This window comes from Methanohalophilus sp. DAL1 (genome assembly GCF_001683555.1).
Lineage (GTDB): Archaea > Halobacteriota > Methanosarcinia > Methanosarcinales > Methanosarcinaceae > Methanohalophilus > Methanohalophilus euhalobius.
Map to the genome: position 1 here is coordinate 74970 of NZ_MAFX01000049.1, position 18591 is coordinate 93560.

The 18591-nt window shown below is 45.3% G+C and carries 20 protein-coding genes; 4 read left to right on the forward strand and 16 right to left on the reverse strand.

Annotated features, from left to right (window positions below):
- Positions 1–37: 37 nt before the first annotated feature.
- A complete protein-coding gene (gene purL / locus A9957_RS08865) occupies positions 38–2182 on the forward strand; it encodes a phosphoribosylformylglycinamidine synthase subunit PurL (RefSeq protein WP_292343943.1) in 2145 nt (714 codons plus the stop codon).
- Positions 2183–2184: 2 nt separating this feature from the next.
- Here purL and A9957_RS08870 read toward each other — a convergent pair whose 3' ends face one another.
- Positions 2185–3363 (reverse strand): aminotransferase class V-fold PLP-dependent enzyme, encoded by a 1179-nt coding sequence (locus tag A9957_RS08870; protein WP_292343945.1) that lies wholly within the window; start codon positions 3361–3363, stop codon positions 2185–2187.
- 41 nt (positions 3364–3404) lie between these two features.
- On the reverse strand, positions 3405–3557 hold the full coding sequence (locus A9957_RS08875) for a hypothetical protein (protein WP_164909048.1): 153 nt from the start codon (positions 3555–3557) through the stop codon (positions 3405–3407).
- Positions 3558–3841: 284 nt separating this feature from the next.
- On the opposite strand from A9957_RS08875, the gene A9957_RS08880 reads away from it, so the two are divergent.
- Both A9957_RS08880 and A9957_RS08885 read left to right on the forward strand, forming a co-directional pair.
- Positions 3842–5122, forward strand: coding sequence for a YcaO-related McrA-glycine thioamidation protein (locus A9957_RS08880; protein ID WP_292343946.1), 1281 nt, complete (start codon positions 3842–3844; stop codon positions 5120–5122).
- Positions 5119–5766: a TfuA-related McrA-glycine thioamidation protein gene (locus tag A9957_RS08885; RefSeq protein ID WP_105460406.1), complete on the forward strand. Its 648-nt coding sequence runs from the start codon at positions 5119–5121 to the stop codon at positions 5764–5766. The genes A9957_RS08880 and A9957_RS08885 overlap by 4 nt, the downstream gene beginning before the upstream one ends.
- A gap of 3 nt (positions 5767–5769) precedes the next feature.
- Here A9957_RS08885 and A9957_RS08890 read toward each other — a convergent pair whose 3' ends face one another.
- The 9 genes from A9957_RS08890 to A9957_RS08930 are packed head-to-tail and all read right to left on the reverse strand — an operon-like array spanning position 5770 to position 11584.
- Positions 5770–6189 carry a metal-dependent transcriptional regulator gene (locus tag A9957_RS08890; RefSeq protein ID WP_096712301.1) on the reverse strand — a complete coding sequence of 140 codons (420 nt, stop codon included), beginning with the start codon at positions 6187–6189 and terminating at the stop codon, positions 5770–5772.
- A gap of 46 nt (positions 6190–6235) precedes the next feature.
- Positions 6236–7531 (reverse strand): MgtC/SapB family protein, encoded by a 1296-nt coding sequence (locus A9957_RS08895; protein WP_105460405.1) that lies wholly within the window; start codon positions 7529–7531, stop codon positions 6236–6238.
- 37 nt (positions 7532–7568) lie between these two features.
- Positions 7569–7853 (reverse strand): ferritin family protein, encoded by a 285-nt coding sequence (locus A9957_RS08900; RefSeq protein ID WP_096712299.1) that lies wholly within the window; start codon positions 7851–7853, stop codon positions 7569–7571.
- Between the two features lie 56 nt (positions 7854–7909).
- On the reverse strand, positions 7910–8572 hold the full coding sequence (locus tag A9957_RS08905) for an MBL fold metallo-hydrolase (protein ID WP_367121911.1): 663 nt from the start codon (positions 8570–8572) through the stop codon (positions 7910–7912).
- The gene (locus A9957_RS08910; protein WP_096712298.1) at positions 8569–9141 is read right to left on the reverse strand and encodes a DUF1847 domain-containing protein; all 573 of its coding nucleotides are present in this window, start codon (positions 9139–9141) and stop codon (positions 8569–8571) included. The genes A9957_RS08905 and A9957_RS08910 overlap by 4 nt, the downstream gene beginning before the upstream one ends.
- Entirely contained in the window at positions 9138–10001 is an 864-nt protein-coding gene (locus tag A9957_RS08915; RefSeq protein WP_096712297.1) for an ATP-binding protein, read from the reverse strand. Before A9957_RS08915 ends, A9957_RS08910 begins: the two co-directional genes overlap by 4 nt.
- Positions 9998–10822 carry an ATP-binding protein gene (locus A9957_RS08920; RefSeq protein WP_128754507.1) on the reverse strand — a complete coding sequence of 275 codons (825 nt, stop codon included), beginning with the start codon at positions 10820–10822 and terminating at the stop codon, positions 9998–10000. The genes A9957_RS08915 and A9957_RS08920 overlap by 4 nt, the downstream gene beginning before the upstream one ends.
- A gap of 10 nt (positions 10823–10832) precedes the next feature.
- On the reverse strand, positions 10833–11195 hold the full coding sequence (locus A9957_RS08925; RefSeq protein ID WP_096712296.1) for a NifB/NifX family molybdenum-iron cluster-binding protein: 363 nt from the start codon (positions 11193–11195) through the stop codon (positions 10833–10835).
- Positions 11192–11584: a NifB/NifX family molybdenum-iron cluster-binding protein gene (locus A9957_RS08930; protein ID WP_292343948.1), complete on the reverse strand. Its 393-nt coding sequence runs from the start codon at positions 11582–11584 to the stop codon at positions 11192–11194. The genes A9957_RS08925 and A9957_RS08930 overlap by 4 nt, the downstream gene beginning before the upstream one ends.
- A 194-nt stretch (positions 11585–11778) precedes the next feature.
- On the opposite strand from A9957_RS08930, the gene A9957_RS08935 reads away from it, so the two are divergent.
- Entirely contained in the window at positions 11779–12726 is a 948-nt protein-coding gene (locus tag A9957_RS08935) for an IS5 family transposase (RefSeq protein WP_292343949.1), read from the forward strand.
- 221 nt (positions 12727–12947) lie between these two features.
- On the opposite strand, the gene mtbA is transcribed toward A9957_RS08935, so the two are convergent.
- From mtbA to pylS, 5 genes are all read right to left on the reverse strand, one after another.
- Positions 12948–13976, reverse strand: a complete 1029-nt coding sequence (gene mtbA, locus A9957_RS08940; RefSeq protein WP_292343951.1) for a methylcobamide:CoM methyltransferase MtbA — start codon at positions 13974–13976, stop codon at positions 12948–12950.
- A gap of 142 nt (positions 13977–14118) precedes the next feature.
- Positions 14119–14898: a 3-methylornithyl-N6-L-lysine dehydrogenase PylD gene (gene pylD / locus A9957_RS08945; RefSeq protein ID WP_292343953.1), complete on the reverse strand. Its 780-nt coding sequence runs from the start codon at positions 14896–14898 to the stop codon at positions 14119–14121.
- 13 nt (positions 14899–14911) lie between these two features.
- Complete coding sequence (gene pylC / locus A9957_RS08950) at positions 14912–15994, reverse strand: 3-methylornithine--L-lysine ligase PylC (RefSeq protein WP_292343955.1); 1083 nt, start codon at positions 15992–15994, stop codon at positions 14912–14914.
- A gap of 1 nt (position 15995) precedes the next feature.
- On the reverse strand, positions 15996–17048 hold the full coding sequence (gene pylB, locus A9957_RS08955; RefSeq protein ID WP_394328858.1) for a methylornithine synthase PylB: 1053 nt from the start codon (positions 17046–17048) through the stop codon (positions 15996–15998).
- A gap of 5 nt (positions 17049–17053) precedes the next feature.
- Positions 17054–18271: a pyrrolysine--tRNA(Pyl) ligase gene (gene pylS, locus A9957_RS08960; RefSeq protein ID WP_292343957.1), complete on the reverse strand. Its 1218-nt coding sequence runs from the start codon at positions 18269–18271 to the stop codon at positions 17054–17056.
- Positions 18272–18591 lie beyond the last annotated feature (320 nt).

Sequence of the window (18591 nt, forward strand, 5' to 3'; positions counted from 1 at the left end):
TTATGGGTACATCATTCCAATTTAATGAGGTTCTCACATGCTACCTGAAGATGACCTGAAGATCATTGTAGAAAAAATGGGACGGCAGCCGAATAATGTGGAGCAGGGTTGTTTTCTCAATCTCTGGAGTGAACATTGCTCCTATCGCTCCAGTGCCCCACTGCTTAAGAGTTTTACAACTACCGGTGACCGTGTAATCATAGGTCCTGGTGATGATGCTGCAATTGTGCGGTTTGGTGACGGCTGGGTACTTGCTCTGGGTATGGAAAGCCATAATCATCCGTCCTATGTCGATCCCTACAATGGTTCGGCTACAGGCGTGGGAGGCATTGTCCGTGATATTATCTCCATGGGTGCCCGTCCAATTGCCCTTATGGACCCGCTCTATTTCGGCCCCCTGAACACTCCTAAGAACCTGTATCTGTTCGAGCATATTATCGAAGGTATCGGAGGATATGGTAACTGTATAGGTGTGCCGGTTGTCAGGGGTGAGGCATTTTTTGATGAACGCTACAGTGGCAATCCTCTGGTGAATGTTGTATGTGTGGGGCTTGCCCGTCAAGATCAGCTTGTAACTGCCACGGCACAAAAGGCAGGTAATAAGATCGTACTTATTGGCTCCACTACCGGCCGTGATGGTCTGGGGGGCGCCTCTTTTGCTTCCAGGGACCTGTCCGAAAGTGCCGAGGCAGAGGACCGGCCCAGTATTCAGATAGGTGATCCGTTTACTGAAAAACTCCTGATTGAACTCTCTCTTGAAGCGGTTGCAGAAGGTGTCGTAAAATCCTGCCGTGACTTAGGAGCTGCCGGCCTTGCAGGTGCTTCTTCAGAAATGGCTTCCAAAGGCGGCCTGGGTATCCATATACTTGCAGACAGTGTGCCCCAGAGAGAGGCCGGGATGAATGCCTTTGAGATTTTGATTGCAGAATCCCAGGAGCGTATTCTTTTCGAGGTGGAACCTGAAAATGTGGACTATATGCTCCAGCTTGCCGAAAAATATGACCTCAACAGTGCTGTCATTGGCGAATTGACCGAAAGGCCTTATTTTACAGTTGAATTTGAAGGTAATACTGAGACGGATATTCCAATTCATCTTTTAACAGAAGGTGCGCCAACCTTTGAGCGTCCCTCCACGCCCTTTGCAGTCAAAAAAGACCCTGTGCCGGCTGCAACAGGGGACCTGAAACAGGCAGTTCTTGATGTACTTGCATCCCACAATGTGGCATCAAAGGACTGGATATATTGCCAGTATGATCATGAGGTCCAGATACGGACAGTAGCCAAACCCGGAGGAGATTCTGCTATCCAGCGGATTGTCGGTGACAGGGGGATAGCTCTTTCATGTGGCTGCAATCCCAGACATACCTATCTTGACCCTTACGAAGGAGGGAAGGGAACCCTTGCTGAAAATGTAATGAATCTTGCTGTAAAGGGCGGTCGTGGCCTGGCCCTGGTGGATTGCCTGAACTTCGGCAATCCTGAAAAGCCTGATATCTACTGGCAATTCAAGTACACCATAAATGGACTGGCTGATGCAGCACGCGACCTTTCCATTCCGGTGGTAGGGGGTAATGTCTCTCTGTACAACGAGAGTGAGGAGCATCATACTGCAATCCTGCCAACTCCTGCAATAGGTGTTGTGGGAGAAGTGGAGAATGTTTCTGCGATCCCATCTTCGGAATTTACAGGGATAGGCCAGTCTGTCATCCTTGTGGGAACCACAAAAGCAGAACTGGGTGGTTCGCAATACTATAATCTAAGGGGTAGTCCAAATGCAGGCAATGTCCCGCAAGTGCCGGCTGATATGGCGGCAATAGTTGAATCCCTGATCACAACAATCAGGGCCGGTAAAGTCGCTGCTTCTCACGATGTGTCACAGGGTGGGCTTGCAGCTGCTCTCTGTGAGATATGTGGGAATGTGGGTGTTGAAGTGAACCTTTCTGAGATTGCAGGGGACATGTCAGCAGAAGAACTCCTCTTTTCCGAATCCCACGGCAGGGCTCTGCTTGCAACAGATGATCCGGATGCAGTCTCTGCACAGCTTGGCAATATCCCGCACGTTGTAATCGGTACTACCGGTGGTAACAGTGTAAGGATTACAGTAAACAATGATTACATTGAAGTAGATCTGGATGAGATAAGGGATTCCCGTGCTTCGCTAACCCGATTGATGATGAAATAAAATCAGGCCAGGGTGGTTATCTGTTCAACGGTTTCCACCAGGGCATCGACTTCTTCTTCGGTGTTATACAGGGCAAAAGATGCCCGCACCGTTCCTTTCAGTTTCATGAAATCAATCCCCGGCATGGCACAGTGGTAACCGCTGCGCAGACATATCTGCCGGGTTTCATCCAGTATCATTGCTACATCATGGGGATTAAGTCCCCGGACATTGAAAGGCACCACAGCACCCCTGTTATCCGGGCCGTATACTTCCACTCCTTCTATTTGTGCAAGTCTGTATGCGGCATTTTTTGCAAGTTGTCTTTCATGTTTCTCGATGTCGCTGACACCTATTTCCTGGACATATTTCACAGCCCTTCCCAGTCCGATTCCTCCCGGGATGTTGGGTGTCCCGGCTTCAAACCTGGCAGGTGTTTCTTCCAGTTCGTAGCCTGTGGTGGTAACTGATCTTACTGCTCCTCCTCCTACATTGAGGGGCTTGATTGAATCCGGTTCTTTAATGTATGCCACACCGGTTCCCTGGGGGCCCAGCAAGCCTTTATGTCCCGGGGTAACGAAAAAATCACAATCCATCTGTTTGAGGTTCACCGGCGTGTGCCCTGCGGATTGGGAACCGTCTATCAGGCAGAGGCTGCCGTGGTCCCGGGCAATTTTGCAGATGCTATTCGCATCCTGTATGGAGCCGAAGGAATTGGATATGTGGGTAACTGCAACAAGGCGTGTGGAAGGGCGGATATGCTGCTCCAGGGCTTCCACGGACACATGCCCTTCACTGTCCGGTTCCACAATGGTAAGTTCAACTCCCCTTTCCCTGAGTTCCATCCAGGGGAGCAGGTCTGAGTGGTGTTCCACCAGGGTGGTTACTATGTGGTCGCCATCCTGCCAGTCTATACCCCTGGCTATCAGATTAAGGCCTTCGGTTGCATTCTTGGTGAAAATGGTATTTTCTGCCGGGCAGTTCAGAAAGTCAGCTATTGTTTCTCTGGCATCTTCAAAATGATCGGTTGTCTGGCGGGCCAGGTGATGGGCTCCCCTGCCGTGGTTTGCCGCATACTTGAAGAAATAATCTTCCATGGCCCTTACCGCCTGCACCGGGGTCTGGGTGGTGGCAGCATTGTCCAGATATATGTTATCCTTTAATACGGGAAAATCTGCACGTATATTTTCGACGTCATACATGCAGGCAAGTTATGGATAAAGAGTAAAATAGGTTTTGCAGCTTATTTGGCCTGCATCCCGCCTACCATAAAGTGGTAGAGTTCTTCATCATCTTCATTGAGTTTGCCTTCTGTATGTCCTCTGACTACTGAATGGCATTTTCCCTTCTTGTCTTCACATCTCAGAATATCATGTTTTTTCATTATAGTTGTCATATGGTATAACCTCCTCTCTTCTTCAATTTCAATACTCTGCTGCCATACATGACCCCTCAGGCATCAACAGCATAATTAGAATATTAAACAGTTACATAAGTGTTCTTTCTATATATATTTGTTTGTTGATTATTTTTTGTCGGGTTATGGAAATGCATTACATTGGTGATACAATTCTCACTTTTCCTTACATTTACCAATAACTTAGCTTAATTGCAACGTAATCGGTCCTTACGATACCTGTTATCGTAAGGATTATTAGCGATGCAGGAGACTTCCCTTCCATGCCTACCATAAACATTGATCCTTCTATAAAGTATGAGGGAGATAGCCAGAGGGTGCTGGATGGTGAAGCCACCCTGAAAAAAGCCAGTGCCGGCTTGGATACAATTGGTGTGACCCGTATTGCCAATATTACTGATCTTGATCGGCTGGGTATCCCGGTGTTTTCAGGCATCCGCCCCACAGCTGCTGATGGTGCCATCTCCGTTTATTCAGGTAAAGGAGTGAACCCGCAGCAGGCCCGCATCTCCACGATTATGGAATGCTACGAACGCTGTCTTGCAGAGCGCAACGGGGTGAATGCAGACATTGACGAAAACGTAGCTGCTGATGAATTCATGGCCACAATGGAAGAAGCTGCCGGCCAGCATGACCTGATCCGTCCTGAAGAATTCCTGATGCCCCAACCCCTTGATTCTTCTTCATTGATAGAATGGACAGAAGGGTTTGATCTGCTTTCAGGAAAAGAGGTCTATGTGCCCTCCAATTCTGTTTATCATCCCTATGATGCTCCGGGCATGTCTGCCCATCTTTTCCGCAGCAATACCAATGGACTTGCATCGGGTAATGTGATGGAAGAAGCCATACTGCATGGTTTGCTGGAAGTAATTGAAAGGGATGCTTTGAGTATGGCCGAGTTCAACCGCAATCCGGGAATGGAACTTGTGCTAACGGAAGAAGACGGGCAGGCCTACGAGATGCTCAAAGCCTTCAGGGACAGTGGTGTGGATATTCGCCTCTGGGTTTTGCTACATGACACTCCTGTCACAACAGTGGTCGCTGCTACGGATGACGTACAGCTGAAAGATCCGGCCCTGCTGGTAATGGGGGCAGGATCTCATTTAAGACCAGAGATTGCTGTTATGCGTGCTATTACCGAGGCTGCACAGTCCCGTGTTGTCCAGATACACGGGGCACGTGAGGATACAATCCGGGAGGACTTGGTGCGCAAGATTGGTTATGAACGTATGAGAAGGATGAACGATTACTGGTATGAGGAAGGTGTGGATAAGATATCCCTGGCAGATATGCAGGACATCTCCTCCCCTACACCTGCAGGAAATATCAATACTGTTCTGTCCCATCTGGAAAAGATTGCCCGCAATGCTATTGTTGTGGATTTAAGCCGCAGTTCGATCAATATACCTGTAGTCAGGGTAATAATTCCCGGATTTGAACAATACACTCTTGATCGTGAAAGGGTTGGTAAAAGGATTCGTCTGGTAGGCAAAAGAAAAGGTCCTGAAAAAGAAAAACCCTGGAAACGCAGGCCGAAAGTATGAAAACAATCGTTTTTGCCGGCACCAGTATAGGCCTGGAAGAAGCAGGAATACTCAGTGGGGCCACCGTCCACGGCCCTGTTAAACGCGGAGATGTTACACAGGCTGTAAAACAGGGTTATGAGTTGATTGGCATCATTGATGGTATTTTTTTTCACAGGGCTGCGGTTGGTCACAGGGAAATACTGGAGGCTCTGCGCAAAAATGTAACAATTGTTGGTGGGTGTAGCATGGGAGCTTTGCGTGCATCCGAAATGGATCGCCACGGCATGATAGGTGTAGGTAAAATCTATGAATGGTATCGTGATGGTGTTATTGAAGATGATGATGAAGTGGCGGTTGCAACAAACCCTGATACCTATGAGTCCATTTCTGCTCCGCTTGTGAATATCCGATGTACCTTCCTCTCTGCTATGAATGAGGGCATTATTTCCTCTGTTCAGGAAACTTTCCTGCTGGATATTGCAAAAGCTACCCATTATTCTCTAAGGAGTTATTACGGCATAATAAAAAGTGCCCGGGATAAAGAAGTGCTGGATGAACAGACTGCCGCATGTCTACTTGGTTTCTGCCGTGACACTGAAGTGGATATCAAAAGAAAAGACGCTCTGGCGGTCCTTTACAGAATAAAGGAGTTGAATCTTTAAATTTTATACGTCACAGTGGGGGTGCTCTATTTTGCCACACACTCCCATTGTCGGATGGCCCATGGTACTGCATATGGTATCGATAGCATGCAGGGAGACAAAGCTTTCAAAACGGTTTACCTCGCTGCAGGCTTCTTCGGGTGAGAGGCCATAGTTTTTGAGCATAAGGCTTAATATCCTGTGTCTGCGAATCAGAAAAGCAGCATAATCTTTCCCTTTTTCTGTAAGTTTCACGCCACGATAAGGTACATGGTTGACATATCCCTCCTCTGCAAGTTCGTTGATTGTTTTGGTTGTTGTAGAGGGGTCTACCTTAAGGTGGGCTGAAAGTTCATTGGTGCGTACGTTTTCTTTTCTCTGATGAATATATTTGAGATATTCTATTTTACGCGGGGAAAGCTCCAGCCCTGTTATCTTTTCCATGGTGGGAGTTTAATTAAAAATATATTTAAGTCTTATGAGGTTTTGCTCAGAAGATAGGTTTAATATCTGCATAAATCCATACAACAAGCCCGACAATTCCCACAATGGATAAAAGTATCAATGTTATACGGGCTCTTTTTTCAAGTTCCAAAGCACCTGCAATCCGGATGTAGGTGATTTTGTTGAGAGTGCTCACGATACCGGCAATAACTGCGGTTTGGCCGGCCAGCATGTATGAAATTTCACCCTTCACTGCAAGGGATGCCATGGAAGCTGTTACTGCCGAACTGCTGGCCACACCTCCCAGCGCAGTTACATATGTGCCATACGTTCCCGCGTATTCGTTGGCAAAGGTTGCAAAAAGCTGTAATACCAGAAAGATCGCTCCAAAACGCAGTGCAGGCTTTAAGGCAAAGGGTGAGCCAATGTCAAGCGCTCCTTCCATTTTCTTTGATATATTCTTGTTTTTCCAAAAAATCCCTATTACTACCAGTATCATCAATAATTGCGGAGGTAGCATATACAGTGTAGTTTTACCTGAATTATCTACAATCAGGGCAATTACCAGATTACTAATGAACATGGAAAGGTTGGACAAAAGGATCCCGATGTAAAAAGCATTTACAAGCCCGGATTTTTTCTTTGCTATCGATGCCAGGGCAGCAGTGGTGGCTTCACTGCTCACAAATCCTCCCAACAATCCAGAATAGGGTACGCCTCCACCTGCTCCGAAGCGTTTGAGAGAAATGTAACTGATAAATCCGATAAACATCACAAGTACAACAATAAGAATTGTGGCTTTAAGGTCCACAATGCCCCATAGTTCTTCATCAGGTACCAGGGGATACAGGATGAAGGCCACAGCAAGGAACTGCAGGCTGTTCAGGATATCTTCATTGGAAAGATTTTGGGCAAAAGAATGGAGCGGGCGTTTTTCAATAGTCAGAAAAGTTATTGCAACTCCACCGGCAATAGCAAACAGATAGTTATCGGTCGCGACCAGTATTCCCAGTAGGAAGGTGCAGAATAAAGACAGGGCACTTGTCATGCCCAGTTTGCCCCGCATTGTGTAGGTACGGTATATCAGGGCAATACTACATGCTATTATCAAAAAGGCTGCAGCAATTATTATATCATTACCGATTGCTTTCCCTGCAATTGTTGCCAGCATGCCTGTGACAGCAGCCAGAGAATATGTACGCACACCTGCAAAAACCGGATGTTCTGCTCTTCGATGTTCTCTTTCTATTCCGATGATAATACCTATCATCAGGGAGAGGATGAGTTTTTCCAGATAATCAAATAAAAAAGGATCAAGCCCGATGGTGGGTATAATTTCCATCACTCCACCTCCGGATTGGTAAAGTCTTTAAGTTCCTTTATTTAAGAACTTCTTCTTCAACTTCTTTTCTGCCTGCTTCCAGTTCATCTTCTTGTTCATTATCGTATTCAAGCAGCATGGTCTGGAATTCTCCCACATGGGTCTTTTCTTCCTTTGCAATGTCTAGCAGCACTGCCCGGATCTCCTCGCTGGAAGTAAGTTCGGCCATCTGTTCATAGAGGTTGATAGCATCAAGTTCGGCTATAATGCCAGCCCTTAAGATTTCTTTATCTATGTTCTCATCCTCTACAGCATCAAGGTCAATTGGTATCTTTGATAACATACGTATCCTCCTATCAATCATTATAGGAATCTTAGAATATAGTTCTTACCATATTGTCATATGTCTACGGAGTATCCTGCATAAATGTATGCAAATTTTTCCGGATATTTGCGTTTAATTTCATCATTGTGGGATGTGCAGTGTCCGGCTGCTATGTATGAAAGTTGTCCCAATTTTACCATGTCATTGAAATCATGTAGTCCTCCAAGTACACCTGTGACATGACCCATTTTTGCAGCATTGTCAATTATTTCCCCCAGTCCTGGGTGGGCACATCCGGTTATAATATACAATCCATCTTCAGATTGGAGGACAAGGGATTGTTCTTTTATGTGGTTTCCCAGTTGACCGGTGGTAAAAACTCCCTTGCAGACCTGCCGGGATTTTGTAACTTCTATAAGATGGGCATGCCTGGCTATTTCCTTTTTGAGATTTGGGGAGAATGCCCGGGGCACATACACTTCCAGGGCATCTGAATTATGTAATATTGCAGACAGCCCTCCTATATGATCCCAGTGCTGGTGGGAGAGGATAAGTATGTCTATGTCTGAGGGTTTAATTCCCACTTTTTTTAGGTTTTCCAGCAGGGCGGGTCCGTTCCAACCCGTATCAAAAAGAAGTGTAGTGTCCTCCTGTTGAATCAGACAGGCAAACCCCCATCCTGCATGAAAATCTTCAGCTGCATTATTATCATAAACAACGGTAAGTTCCAGATTCAATCCTCCAGATTGAACTTTTTGCGCAGGTAATAGCCGGAATAGATTGCACCTGCAGGATTATGTGCAAGCACCCTGTCCTTGACAATCAGGGTGGTTACCGGGGCTTCGCTGTGGCGGGTAAATATAATGTCATGGCCCATGCAGAGACCAACGATGATATTCAACTCGGTTTGTTTTTTGGCAAGTAAGAAGGCCTGTCCCTTCGGGTTACAGGTAACCTCAAATTTTTCGGGATGGATCTTTTCAAGCTCATACTTTTCCTTTGGGATACCACAGACCTTGCAGCAGACAGAATAAACCTCGAAATCCTTTTTCAGGATCCGGGTGATGGTTGCGGCTTCATTGGCCAGTCCGATACAAAAAGCAATTCCCAGTTTCTGGTAACCCATTTGTTTGGCAAACAGGATAAGCTCTTCCAGCCGGGTTTTTTGCATATAATGTTGCCCTTCGATAGCAGCTGCAACCTGCATACAATCGAGGTCTTCACCGGTATATTCGATATCCTCTGCAACACCGCTGCAATCTTTCCCGTTGCGACATTTCTTCTCCTGACAGGTTGCACATTTCATGATTGCATCTCTTCTTTTACTTCTTCCCATACTTCTATGACGCATTTTGCAAAAGAATTGTCGGTATATTCCACAATTGTTTTTCCCTCCACCATTGCCTCGGTAGGGGTTGTATCATAGGGGATTTCGCCTGCAATTTTAATCCCTTTCTGAGTGCAGAATTTTTCTATTTCTCTTCTTTTGTTATCGTTTATATCGGATTTGTTTATACAAACCAGAGATGGTATCTCGAAGTGTTCTGTCACTTCCATCACTCTTTTAAGATCATGTATCCCGGCGACGGTGGGTTCGGTGACTACAAGGGCAATATCCACACCTGTAAGGGCTGCAATTACTGAACAACCGGTACCCGGTGGTCCATCTATAATTATTGTGTCACAATTATTCTTTGGGCCTACCTCTTCTGCAATTTCCCGAACGAGTGTGACAAGTTTCCCTCCGGCTTCTTCCCCTATTCCAAGTTTAGCATGCACAAGAGGCCCAAACCGGGTTTTAGATTCGTAGGCTTCCCCGCACTTATTGTATTCCATTGTCACTGCATCGGCAGGGCAGACATACTCACAGACTCCGCAACCTTCACATATGTACGGATCGATTTCGAAACCTTCCTTTATTGCCCCGAACCTGCAATTATCAACACATATCCCGCACCCTGTACACTGTTCAAGATGTATATTTGCGGTAGGTAATGCAGTAAAATCATAGGTTTTTATTATTTCAGGTTGCAGCAGCAGGTGCATGTTGGCAGCATCGACATCACAGTCTGCAATGGTGGCATTTTCCGCAAGAGCTGCAAAGGCAGAGGTGAGGGTGGTTTTGCCGGTGCCTCCTTTGCCACTGATTACTGTGAGTTGTTTCATCTAACTGCCTCCTTTATGGTTTCAAACATCTGCAGGAATTTTTCTTTCCACTGCGGCATTGTTTCAACAAAAGGTATGCCTTCTGAATAAGCTTCAGCTATTCTGCGGTCATAGGGAATTTCCATTATTATTGGTAGACCGGTTTGATGGCAATATTCTTCAACACCTCCATCTCCTACTCCTGCACGGTTGATTACCACTCCCGCAGGAATTTTCATTTCCCGGACAACTTCCGCTGCCAGTTTCAGGTCATTGAGTCCAAAAGGTGTGGGTTCGGTAACAAGGATGCAATAGTCAGTATCTTCAACGGTTGTGATCATAGGACAGGCGGTTCCCGGCGGAGCGTCCATTATTACTGTATTTTCGCCTGCATAGGTCTTGAGTTCTTTTATCAGGGGTGATGCCATTGCTTCTCCTATATTCAGAAGTCCTGTATGGAACTGTCCTGAAAGGGACCGCTCTATGTTCCCTATGCTGCGTCCTGTTTCACTGATAGCATCATTGGGACAGACGAGGCTACATCCTCCACAACCATGACAGAGATCGGAAAAGACCATCACTTTTTGTGGTAGTGCTGCAAGCGCATTGTAATTGCAAAAATCAGCACATTTGCCACAATGTTCGCATTTTTGCTCATCGATTACGGGAACTGGTATCGTAACCTCTTTTACTTTTTTAAGGTCATTGTGTAAAAACAGATTGGAATTTGGCTCCTCCACATCACAGTCAAGGAGGCTGGTTTTTGGAACAGAAAGGAAGAAATTAACAGCAACTGTTGTTTTCCCGGTTCCTCCCTTTCCGCTTGCCACAGTTATTTTCATGTTTGGTGTTTCAGTGGTGATCATGTCCACTGCAGGAGTTGTTTGCACCAGCTTGCTCGAGCCTCTCATTTTTCCAGTCTTCTATGGCATCCCTGACTTTCCCCTGTGCTCCCACGAAAACTTTGATGCCGAACTGGTCGAACATCTGGACGGCTTTCCACCCCAGGCCTCCACAGAGCATGGTTTCAACGCCTTCATTTGTGAGTAATTCGGGAGGCAATCCAACACCGCCCATATGCTCACTGGTATTCTCCAGAACATCTACTTTGCCGGTCTCACTGTCGTATATTGTGTAATAAGGGACTTTACCAAAGTGCTGGCCTACGGGTGAATCTATTCCACTGTTCTCGGTTGCCGGTATGCATACTTTCATTTTCTTCCCCCTCTGCCCTGTCCGCGACCCATGCCAGCATGTGCCCTGGCAGTTGGACCGGATACTTTTTCCAGAGTTCCTTTATTATACTGTTCAATTCCTTCTTTTACCGATACACCGGAAGTGGTTACGACTTCGATCCCTGCTGTGGAAAGGACTTCATAGGCATTGGGTCCCACTTTGCCGGTGATCAAAACATCCGCCTCCATTTTTGCGACTTCCTGTGCAGCCTGGATGCCGGCACCACCTGTAGCACCCGCTGCGGGGTTTACCCTTGCTTCAAATTCTCCATTGTCGGTGTCGGCAATTATGAAATAAGGAGCTCTGCCAAAACGGGGCTCAATATCTGAATCCGGTTCATTGTCTTTTGATGTTATGCAGATTTTCATTGTTATTCCTCAGTCATAGGCATTTAACACATAAAAGAGGAATTATATATAACTTTTCCAAAACTATATTATAGAAAATCTCTTATGTTGCATTTAATAAGCTTATGATAACTTGTAGAGATTTCCGATTAACTCCCCTCTACCAGCCAAACTAAACAACAATATTTATATTTAATCAAGATAAATTTACTTGCATGAGTACATTCAGTAATTTCACCCTGAAACAGGAATATGACCGTTTGATAGCTGCTGGTGACAAACTATCTGAAATAGACAAGTTGATCGACTGGAAACAATTTCGTCCCATACTGGAATCAATGTATACCAACAGGACAGACAAAGGCGGTCGACCTGAAAATGATGTTATAATGATGTTCAAAATGCTTGTATTACAACAATGGCATGGCCTTTCTGATCCAGAACTTGAACGACAATGCATTGATCGCATTTCGTTCAGAAAATTCCTGGGGTTTCCAAAACGAATACCTGATGACACAACTGTATGGGCATTCAGGGATAGGATTACAAAATTGGAACTGGAAGAACAAATCTGGGGAGAACTACAAAGACAGCTTGATTGTAGAGGATTGGAAATTAAGAAGGGAATGATTCAGGATGCAACCTTTATTGTTGCAGAACCTGGACATGCCAATCAGGATAAATTGAGAGGAGAGGAGGCAAAAACAAGAAGAAGCAGAGATGGAAATTGGTCAAAAAAACATGGCAAATCATATTTTGGATACAAACTGCATACGATTATTGATAAGGAAAATGAGTTGATTCGAAGGTTTCAAACGACTGTGGCATCAGTACATGATTCTCAGGTTGATCTGTCAGAAAAGGGAGAAGTTGTGTATAGGGATAAGGGATATTTTGGAGTTGAGGCAAAGGGATTTGCAGCAACGATGCAAAGAGCGGTAAGAGGTAAACCGTTGAATATCAGGCAGATTATGCGTAATGACAGGATTAGTGTAAAGAGGATGCCTTGTGAAAGGGTGTATGCGGTGACAAAAGGCGTCTTCAAAGTTGGAAAAGTGATGGTTACAACGGTTAAAAGAGTAAATCTGAAAATGATGATGACGGCGTTTTGTTTCAATTTGCATCAAATGAGGACGCTAAAAAGAAAAAAGGTGATAGCCTGAGAGCGGAAGCTATCTAAAAATAAGCGTAAATTTCAGGAAATTGCCTGGAAAACAGGCAAATAGAACAACTATAAGAACAAATTTTATAGAAGTTCTGGAGAGGAACGTTAATCAGAATCCTCTGTAGAATAACGCAGGTACAAATACTGCAGTAAGGCTCTGCAGGTTTGTAAGAATTAACTAATTCGGGACTTCTAAAAAAAGAGAGAAAAAGACTGGACTTAGTATGTCCAGTTCTTTGCTGCTTCGATCATTGCCTGAAGGTTCTGGGTAGGAGTCTTGCTCACAATACCGCAACCCGGTGCGAGAAGCTGCACTCCTGCATCGAGAACTTTCTTGGATTCTTCCTTGACGCCTTCGACATTGTCTTCACCCTGGTTCCAGAGGACACTTACAGGGTCGAGGTTACCTAAGATAAGGGCCTTGTCCACATTTTCAACTGCTGCTACAGGATCGACATTCTGGTCTACACTGATTGCATCTACACCGCAGGTTTCCATGATGGCAAGTCCGTTTGTTGTGTCTCCGCAGATGTGGAGGATGGATGGTATACCTTTCTCGTGGAGTGCTTCAACAATCTTCTGGTGGAATGGAACTACGAAAGTCTTGTAGAAGTCAGCACCAATAAGCTGGTAACTGGCTGTTGGATCAATGATTGCAAAGGTGTTGGCACCGTTCTCGACCTGCTTGAGGGCGTACTGTGTGCAGAACTCAGTGGTGAATTCCATGAGTTTGAGGCCAAATTCCTGGTCGGTCATGATGTTCATGAACCAGGAGTCACCATTAAGGTGCTGTGCGAGGGAGAATGGTCCGATCATACTGCCGATGATTGGAAGTTCGTCGCCGTATTTGTCTGCGAGGATCTTGACTGCCTTACATACGTTGCCGATCCTGCCGTCTTCGATGTTGTAACCTTCGAATTGTTCGAGATCTTCGGCCTTGCTGACAACGTGGCTGATTACGGATGGCTGCTGTTCCTTGGTACTTGGCTTGATTCCGCATCCGAAAAATTCTGCTTCTGCTGTGATGTCGAAAGGCACACGCACAGCTTCAAATCCTACAACTGTGTGTCCTGCTTCTGCCAGTGCTGCCATTTTTACAGGATCTTCGTGAGCTTCTGGCCAGTAAGCATCGACTGCATCCATTTGTTCTACTGTTCCTGTCTGGGTGGCACAGATAGCAGGCATCCTGTCTACCTCTTTACCTGCAAATACGCGTGCTAATCTCTCTTTGGGTGTATATTCAACCATAACCTTTACTCCTTGAAACTTATTTCTATTCTAAAAGGTAATCTGGCTACGCATTTAGCATATATATATCTTTTCATGTTCGATTTTCAATGACAAAAGCGCCATCAATATACCTGTTTTTGTCAGAGGAGCTCTCTTTGCTTTACATAACCGCATAAAGCATTGAAGCCACACCAATCATAAGTGGTTCCATTACCAGATCGATTTCGTTCTTTTTCCCAATGTCTTCAGGTAAGCCACAGGGGATTCCAGGTGTGGATACGAGGCATCTTTCTGCCACCATGCCTTCAGAGATCGTGTTGGGGTTTGGTGTAGCCTCCAGGACCATGGAAAACTTGTGCTCTTCTTCGGGGTCATAGGGTATGATGCCCAGTTCCTTGCGGGCTTTTTCCATCGTTTCCCGGTCTGGGTCATAGGCATACACATCGAAATTCTTTTTTATAAGATGTTGTGCTCCTGCATAACCCACTCTTCCCAGACCGATTACAAGTATATCCTTTGAGTCGGCATATTTGTAACGGGAGGCAATCTCAGCGTAAACCACACCGGTGCATACATGATTGGTTGCAATTTTGCCGTTTCTCAAATTATGTGCAATAAATATGTGGTCATCTGCCATCAGTATTACATCGGCATTACCGGAAACAGCTTCATAGTACCCGGTAACATCGGGATGCTCGGTTATATCACCCTCAAGGCCGAAATATTCGGTTATTGTAAGCAGGGATGACGAAAAATTGGTAATGATCCCATTGCCGGAAGTTATAGGCACAATCCCTACTTTTTCTCCGTCAAGAGTGGTGCTGTATATTTCTTTGCATATATCAGCAATGTCCATTCCGGTTGCTTTTTTGATAGTATTGTTATTGTACTCAAGCTGTTTTGTGAGTCCTTCCAGATCTTGTGGTGTAAGTAGTGCCATATTTATCCTCCTTTTACTGCTTAATATCGGATTTGATAAGTTGAATTGCTTTTTTTCTTTTGTCACACATCTCATGCCGGGTAGTGCCAGTGCATATCAGGGTATAGGTTGGTTTTTCCCCACTGCATTTGAATATTTCCAACCCGTTTGATTCATGGAATAGCCGGTAGTCATCACCGCCTGAAAGAACATGTTCCCCTACAGGGATAAGTTTCCCATCGGCTGGCCTCAGGTGCTCATAGTTACATTGCTTGCCCACAGGAAGAGGTTTGTTTTCCCTTATTTTTCCTGCAAAAGCTTCCATTAGCCATTCAAGCAGGTTCACACCACCACTGTGATATACTACGGTAGGTGTCTGGCTGGGAAACCGTGCATCAATCTCAATAACCCTGATTCCTTCGGGTGAGAGTATTGCTTCCACATCCATGATTCCTTTAAGGCAGAGATTGCTGGCCAGCAGGTGTGTGATTTCCCTGAAATTTGCATCTGTCTCCATAGGGGTGACCCGGTGGCAATCATGTTCCTGGTCAATATGGACCTGTGTCTGCTGTCCGATCATGAAATTGTTCCCATCTCCCACCACTTCCAGTGAAACTACCGGTCCGGGTACATATTCTTCAATGACCATCGAATCATCAATGTTTGCCAGCTCACTGTCGTTGTCAATTATGCGTGCCCCCTTACTGCTGCTCATACATGGGGGTTTCACAAAATAAGGAGGATTTTTGGGTTTTTCCGAAGGAATGGGTATATCGATCGATTTGAAATATTCCCTTGAACGCTTTTTGTCCATACTGGTATCATAAGCGGTAAAATCAAAAAGAAGGGGACAATGCAGTTCTGGTTCTATTTTTTTCAAAAAGAGGAGGGTGTCAAGGTTTTCATTTGTCGGGATTATGGCATCTGAGTGGCGGGACAATTCGATGAGCCTTTCTGGCCTTTCTGTAATATCAAAGCAAAAATGCCCATCCACACAATTACGTATCAGAGGCTTGCTTTTCCTGTCGACCAGATGTACCTGAACCCCGGATTTCCTGGCAAGATATGCCACTTCGAAGCCCTGCAGTTTGCCTCCAACCAGACATATCGTTTTCATTCTACCTTCCCAGTATCTGATTGAAATCTTCCTGTTTTGCCGGTTCCATCCCCATACTTTGAAGTTTCTCTACGACACTCCATGCATCACGATTGCGTTCTGTCAGTTCTCTGTCATAGTTAACCACACCTTCCAGAGTGGAGCCGGAAGGGATTATGGATGTCACAACGTTTGCTCCTGCATCCAGCCGGTAAACCATACCTTCCATGCCTTCAAGGTCAAGGGATGCAGGGATTAATCTATCCGGGAACATGAGTCTCAGAATCGATATGATTTTTAGTTCTGATTTGCTGCTTCCCGGTTCTCGGCCTTCCAGTGGCGTGCCTTCCTGGGGCACAAATGTCATTACACGGACCATATCGGGGTTTGATTTGCGCAGGCCTTTGAGGGATATGAGGGTTGATTCGGCTTCTGTTTCGATTTCTGTGAGAATTCCGTCTTCGACACAGTAACCAATTTCTTTTGCATCATGGCGGCAGTTTATTCTCTGGTCGTATACCTGGCCTACCCTGAGATTGTTGTATAATTTTTGGTCATAGGTTTCCTGGTACAATGCCAGGAAATTGGCCCCGTTATCATACATCTGCTTGAGAGTATCTTTTCCCACGACTCCGGGGGAGACCATGATAGGCAGGCCCAGTTTGTCCTTAACTTTGCGCACAGCACTGACCAGTCTTTCTGGATGGTCGTGATAATAAGGGTCTTCTCCCATTGTCAGGTCTACCATGTGGACAGGATCATTTTCAAGGGCCTCGCAGACCTTTTCGATCTCATCGGGGGTAAGCCTGTAGCGATGGATATTGTTCTTACAGTTATAGTAGCAAAACGAACACTGATTCTTGCAATATGTTGAAAAATACACAAAACTGTAAAGGAATACCTTATTTCCAAAAAAGTTATCACGGACCATGCGTGCCACATGGAACAACTTCTGCATCTTTTCTTCATCCTCTATGGCCAGCAGGTCTCTTATCTCCTGATCCGTGAGCTGGTATCCTTTACTTATTGAGGATGCAAACTTGTCCAGCTGTTCATTGTCCATGTTTTCAAACAAATTATTCACCTGAGATTGGTTGTAATTCCGTTATAGTATGAAATAGACCTGCTTGAGCGCTTGATGTTTGTGTATTTGTGCTTTACCTTGAGCAATCTCTCAAGTCCCATTCCGGCACCCATCCAGGGTTTGTTCACTCCCCAGTCAAGGTCCTGTGGAATGGGTCCCACAACGGCAGAAGATATTTCCATGTCTGCGTGCATTATGTCAATGGTATCCCCATACACCATGCAATTATCCGCGATTACTTCGTAATCGATGTTAAGATATTTGAGCAGGTCATCGATAATTTTCAGCAGGTTTTCTCTTGTACATCCCGAACCCATCTGGCAGAAATTAACCATTGTAAACTCTTCAAGGTGTTCCTTACCGTCGGATTCTTTTCTGTAACAGGTGCCTATCTCGAATATCTTGAGGGGGTCGGGCATTATGTTATCAAAATTGTGCAGATAGTTGTATAATCCCGGGGCAAGCATGGGTCGCAGGCATGTGTTCTCATCCACCCGGAAGATCTGCTTGTAGAGGGGGTCTTCTTCTGTGATTCCCATTCTTTCAATGAATTTGGCAGGGATCAGTACAGAAGTACGTACTTCCATGAATCCTTTTTCTATCAAAAAGAGTGAAATGTCCCTTTCAAGCTGGGCCAGCTGATGTCTGCGGTCATCCCTATACATCTGACGCAGGTCCTGTTTTCTCTTCTTAGCAAGTTCTGTCTCCAGTTCCTTGAAGGTGGGCAGTTCTTTTATTGAACTAAGGTCGTCTGCAGGGTTAAGCAGCGTTGTAATCCTTTTTTTCTGGGCAGGTGTGTAATCCGGTTTTACAGGCTTTTCTTTTTTTGTCTCTTCTGCAACAGGTGGCATTTCATTTGCCTTGCTGGAAACAGATTTTACCACTGCCGCTTTTGGAGTTTTGCTCTTTTTCGTCTTTGAAGTGGTGACAACACGCGCCTGGCTTCCCCTGCCGAAATCTTTTGTGACAAAACGAGTAATACGCTCATCGGAAAGCTTGCAGTTTTTACATGCTTTGCGATATTTATTGTTGCGTAGCGCCCTTGCAGAGCGACTTCTTCTTGAATTGCGTACTGTAAAGCGGCTTCCACAGTCAGTAGTGATATGAATATGGTTCCTCGACACCTCGAAGTTCTTTACACCATGGAGTAACCCGTTCCTTGAGAGCCACACTCCGTTGGTGTCTATAAGTAAATCTAGTGGTTTCCTTTCCATAGGGGATTGCTCCGGCTATAGGGACGACTTCTGACATCTACATTTGTTGAGGTGTCTAATTTTGCAACATATTCAGACCGTCACTTTCTATTTTTCTGGCGGAAACCCCGGGAATCTAACCCGGCTGAATGGATCTAGAGTCCATTTGATCTACCTGATCAGGTTTCCACAGGATAATCTGCCTTATTTCTTTGAATTTGTATTTAAATTTATGGGTGTGTGATGGGAATAACAGTGCCTAACAATGCCTAATAAATATATGAAGCTCTGCGCCTCATATATACCAAAGACTTCATTCATACCTGAGGGCATCTACTGGT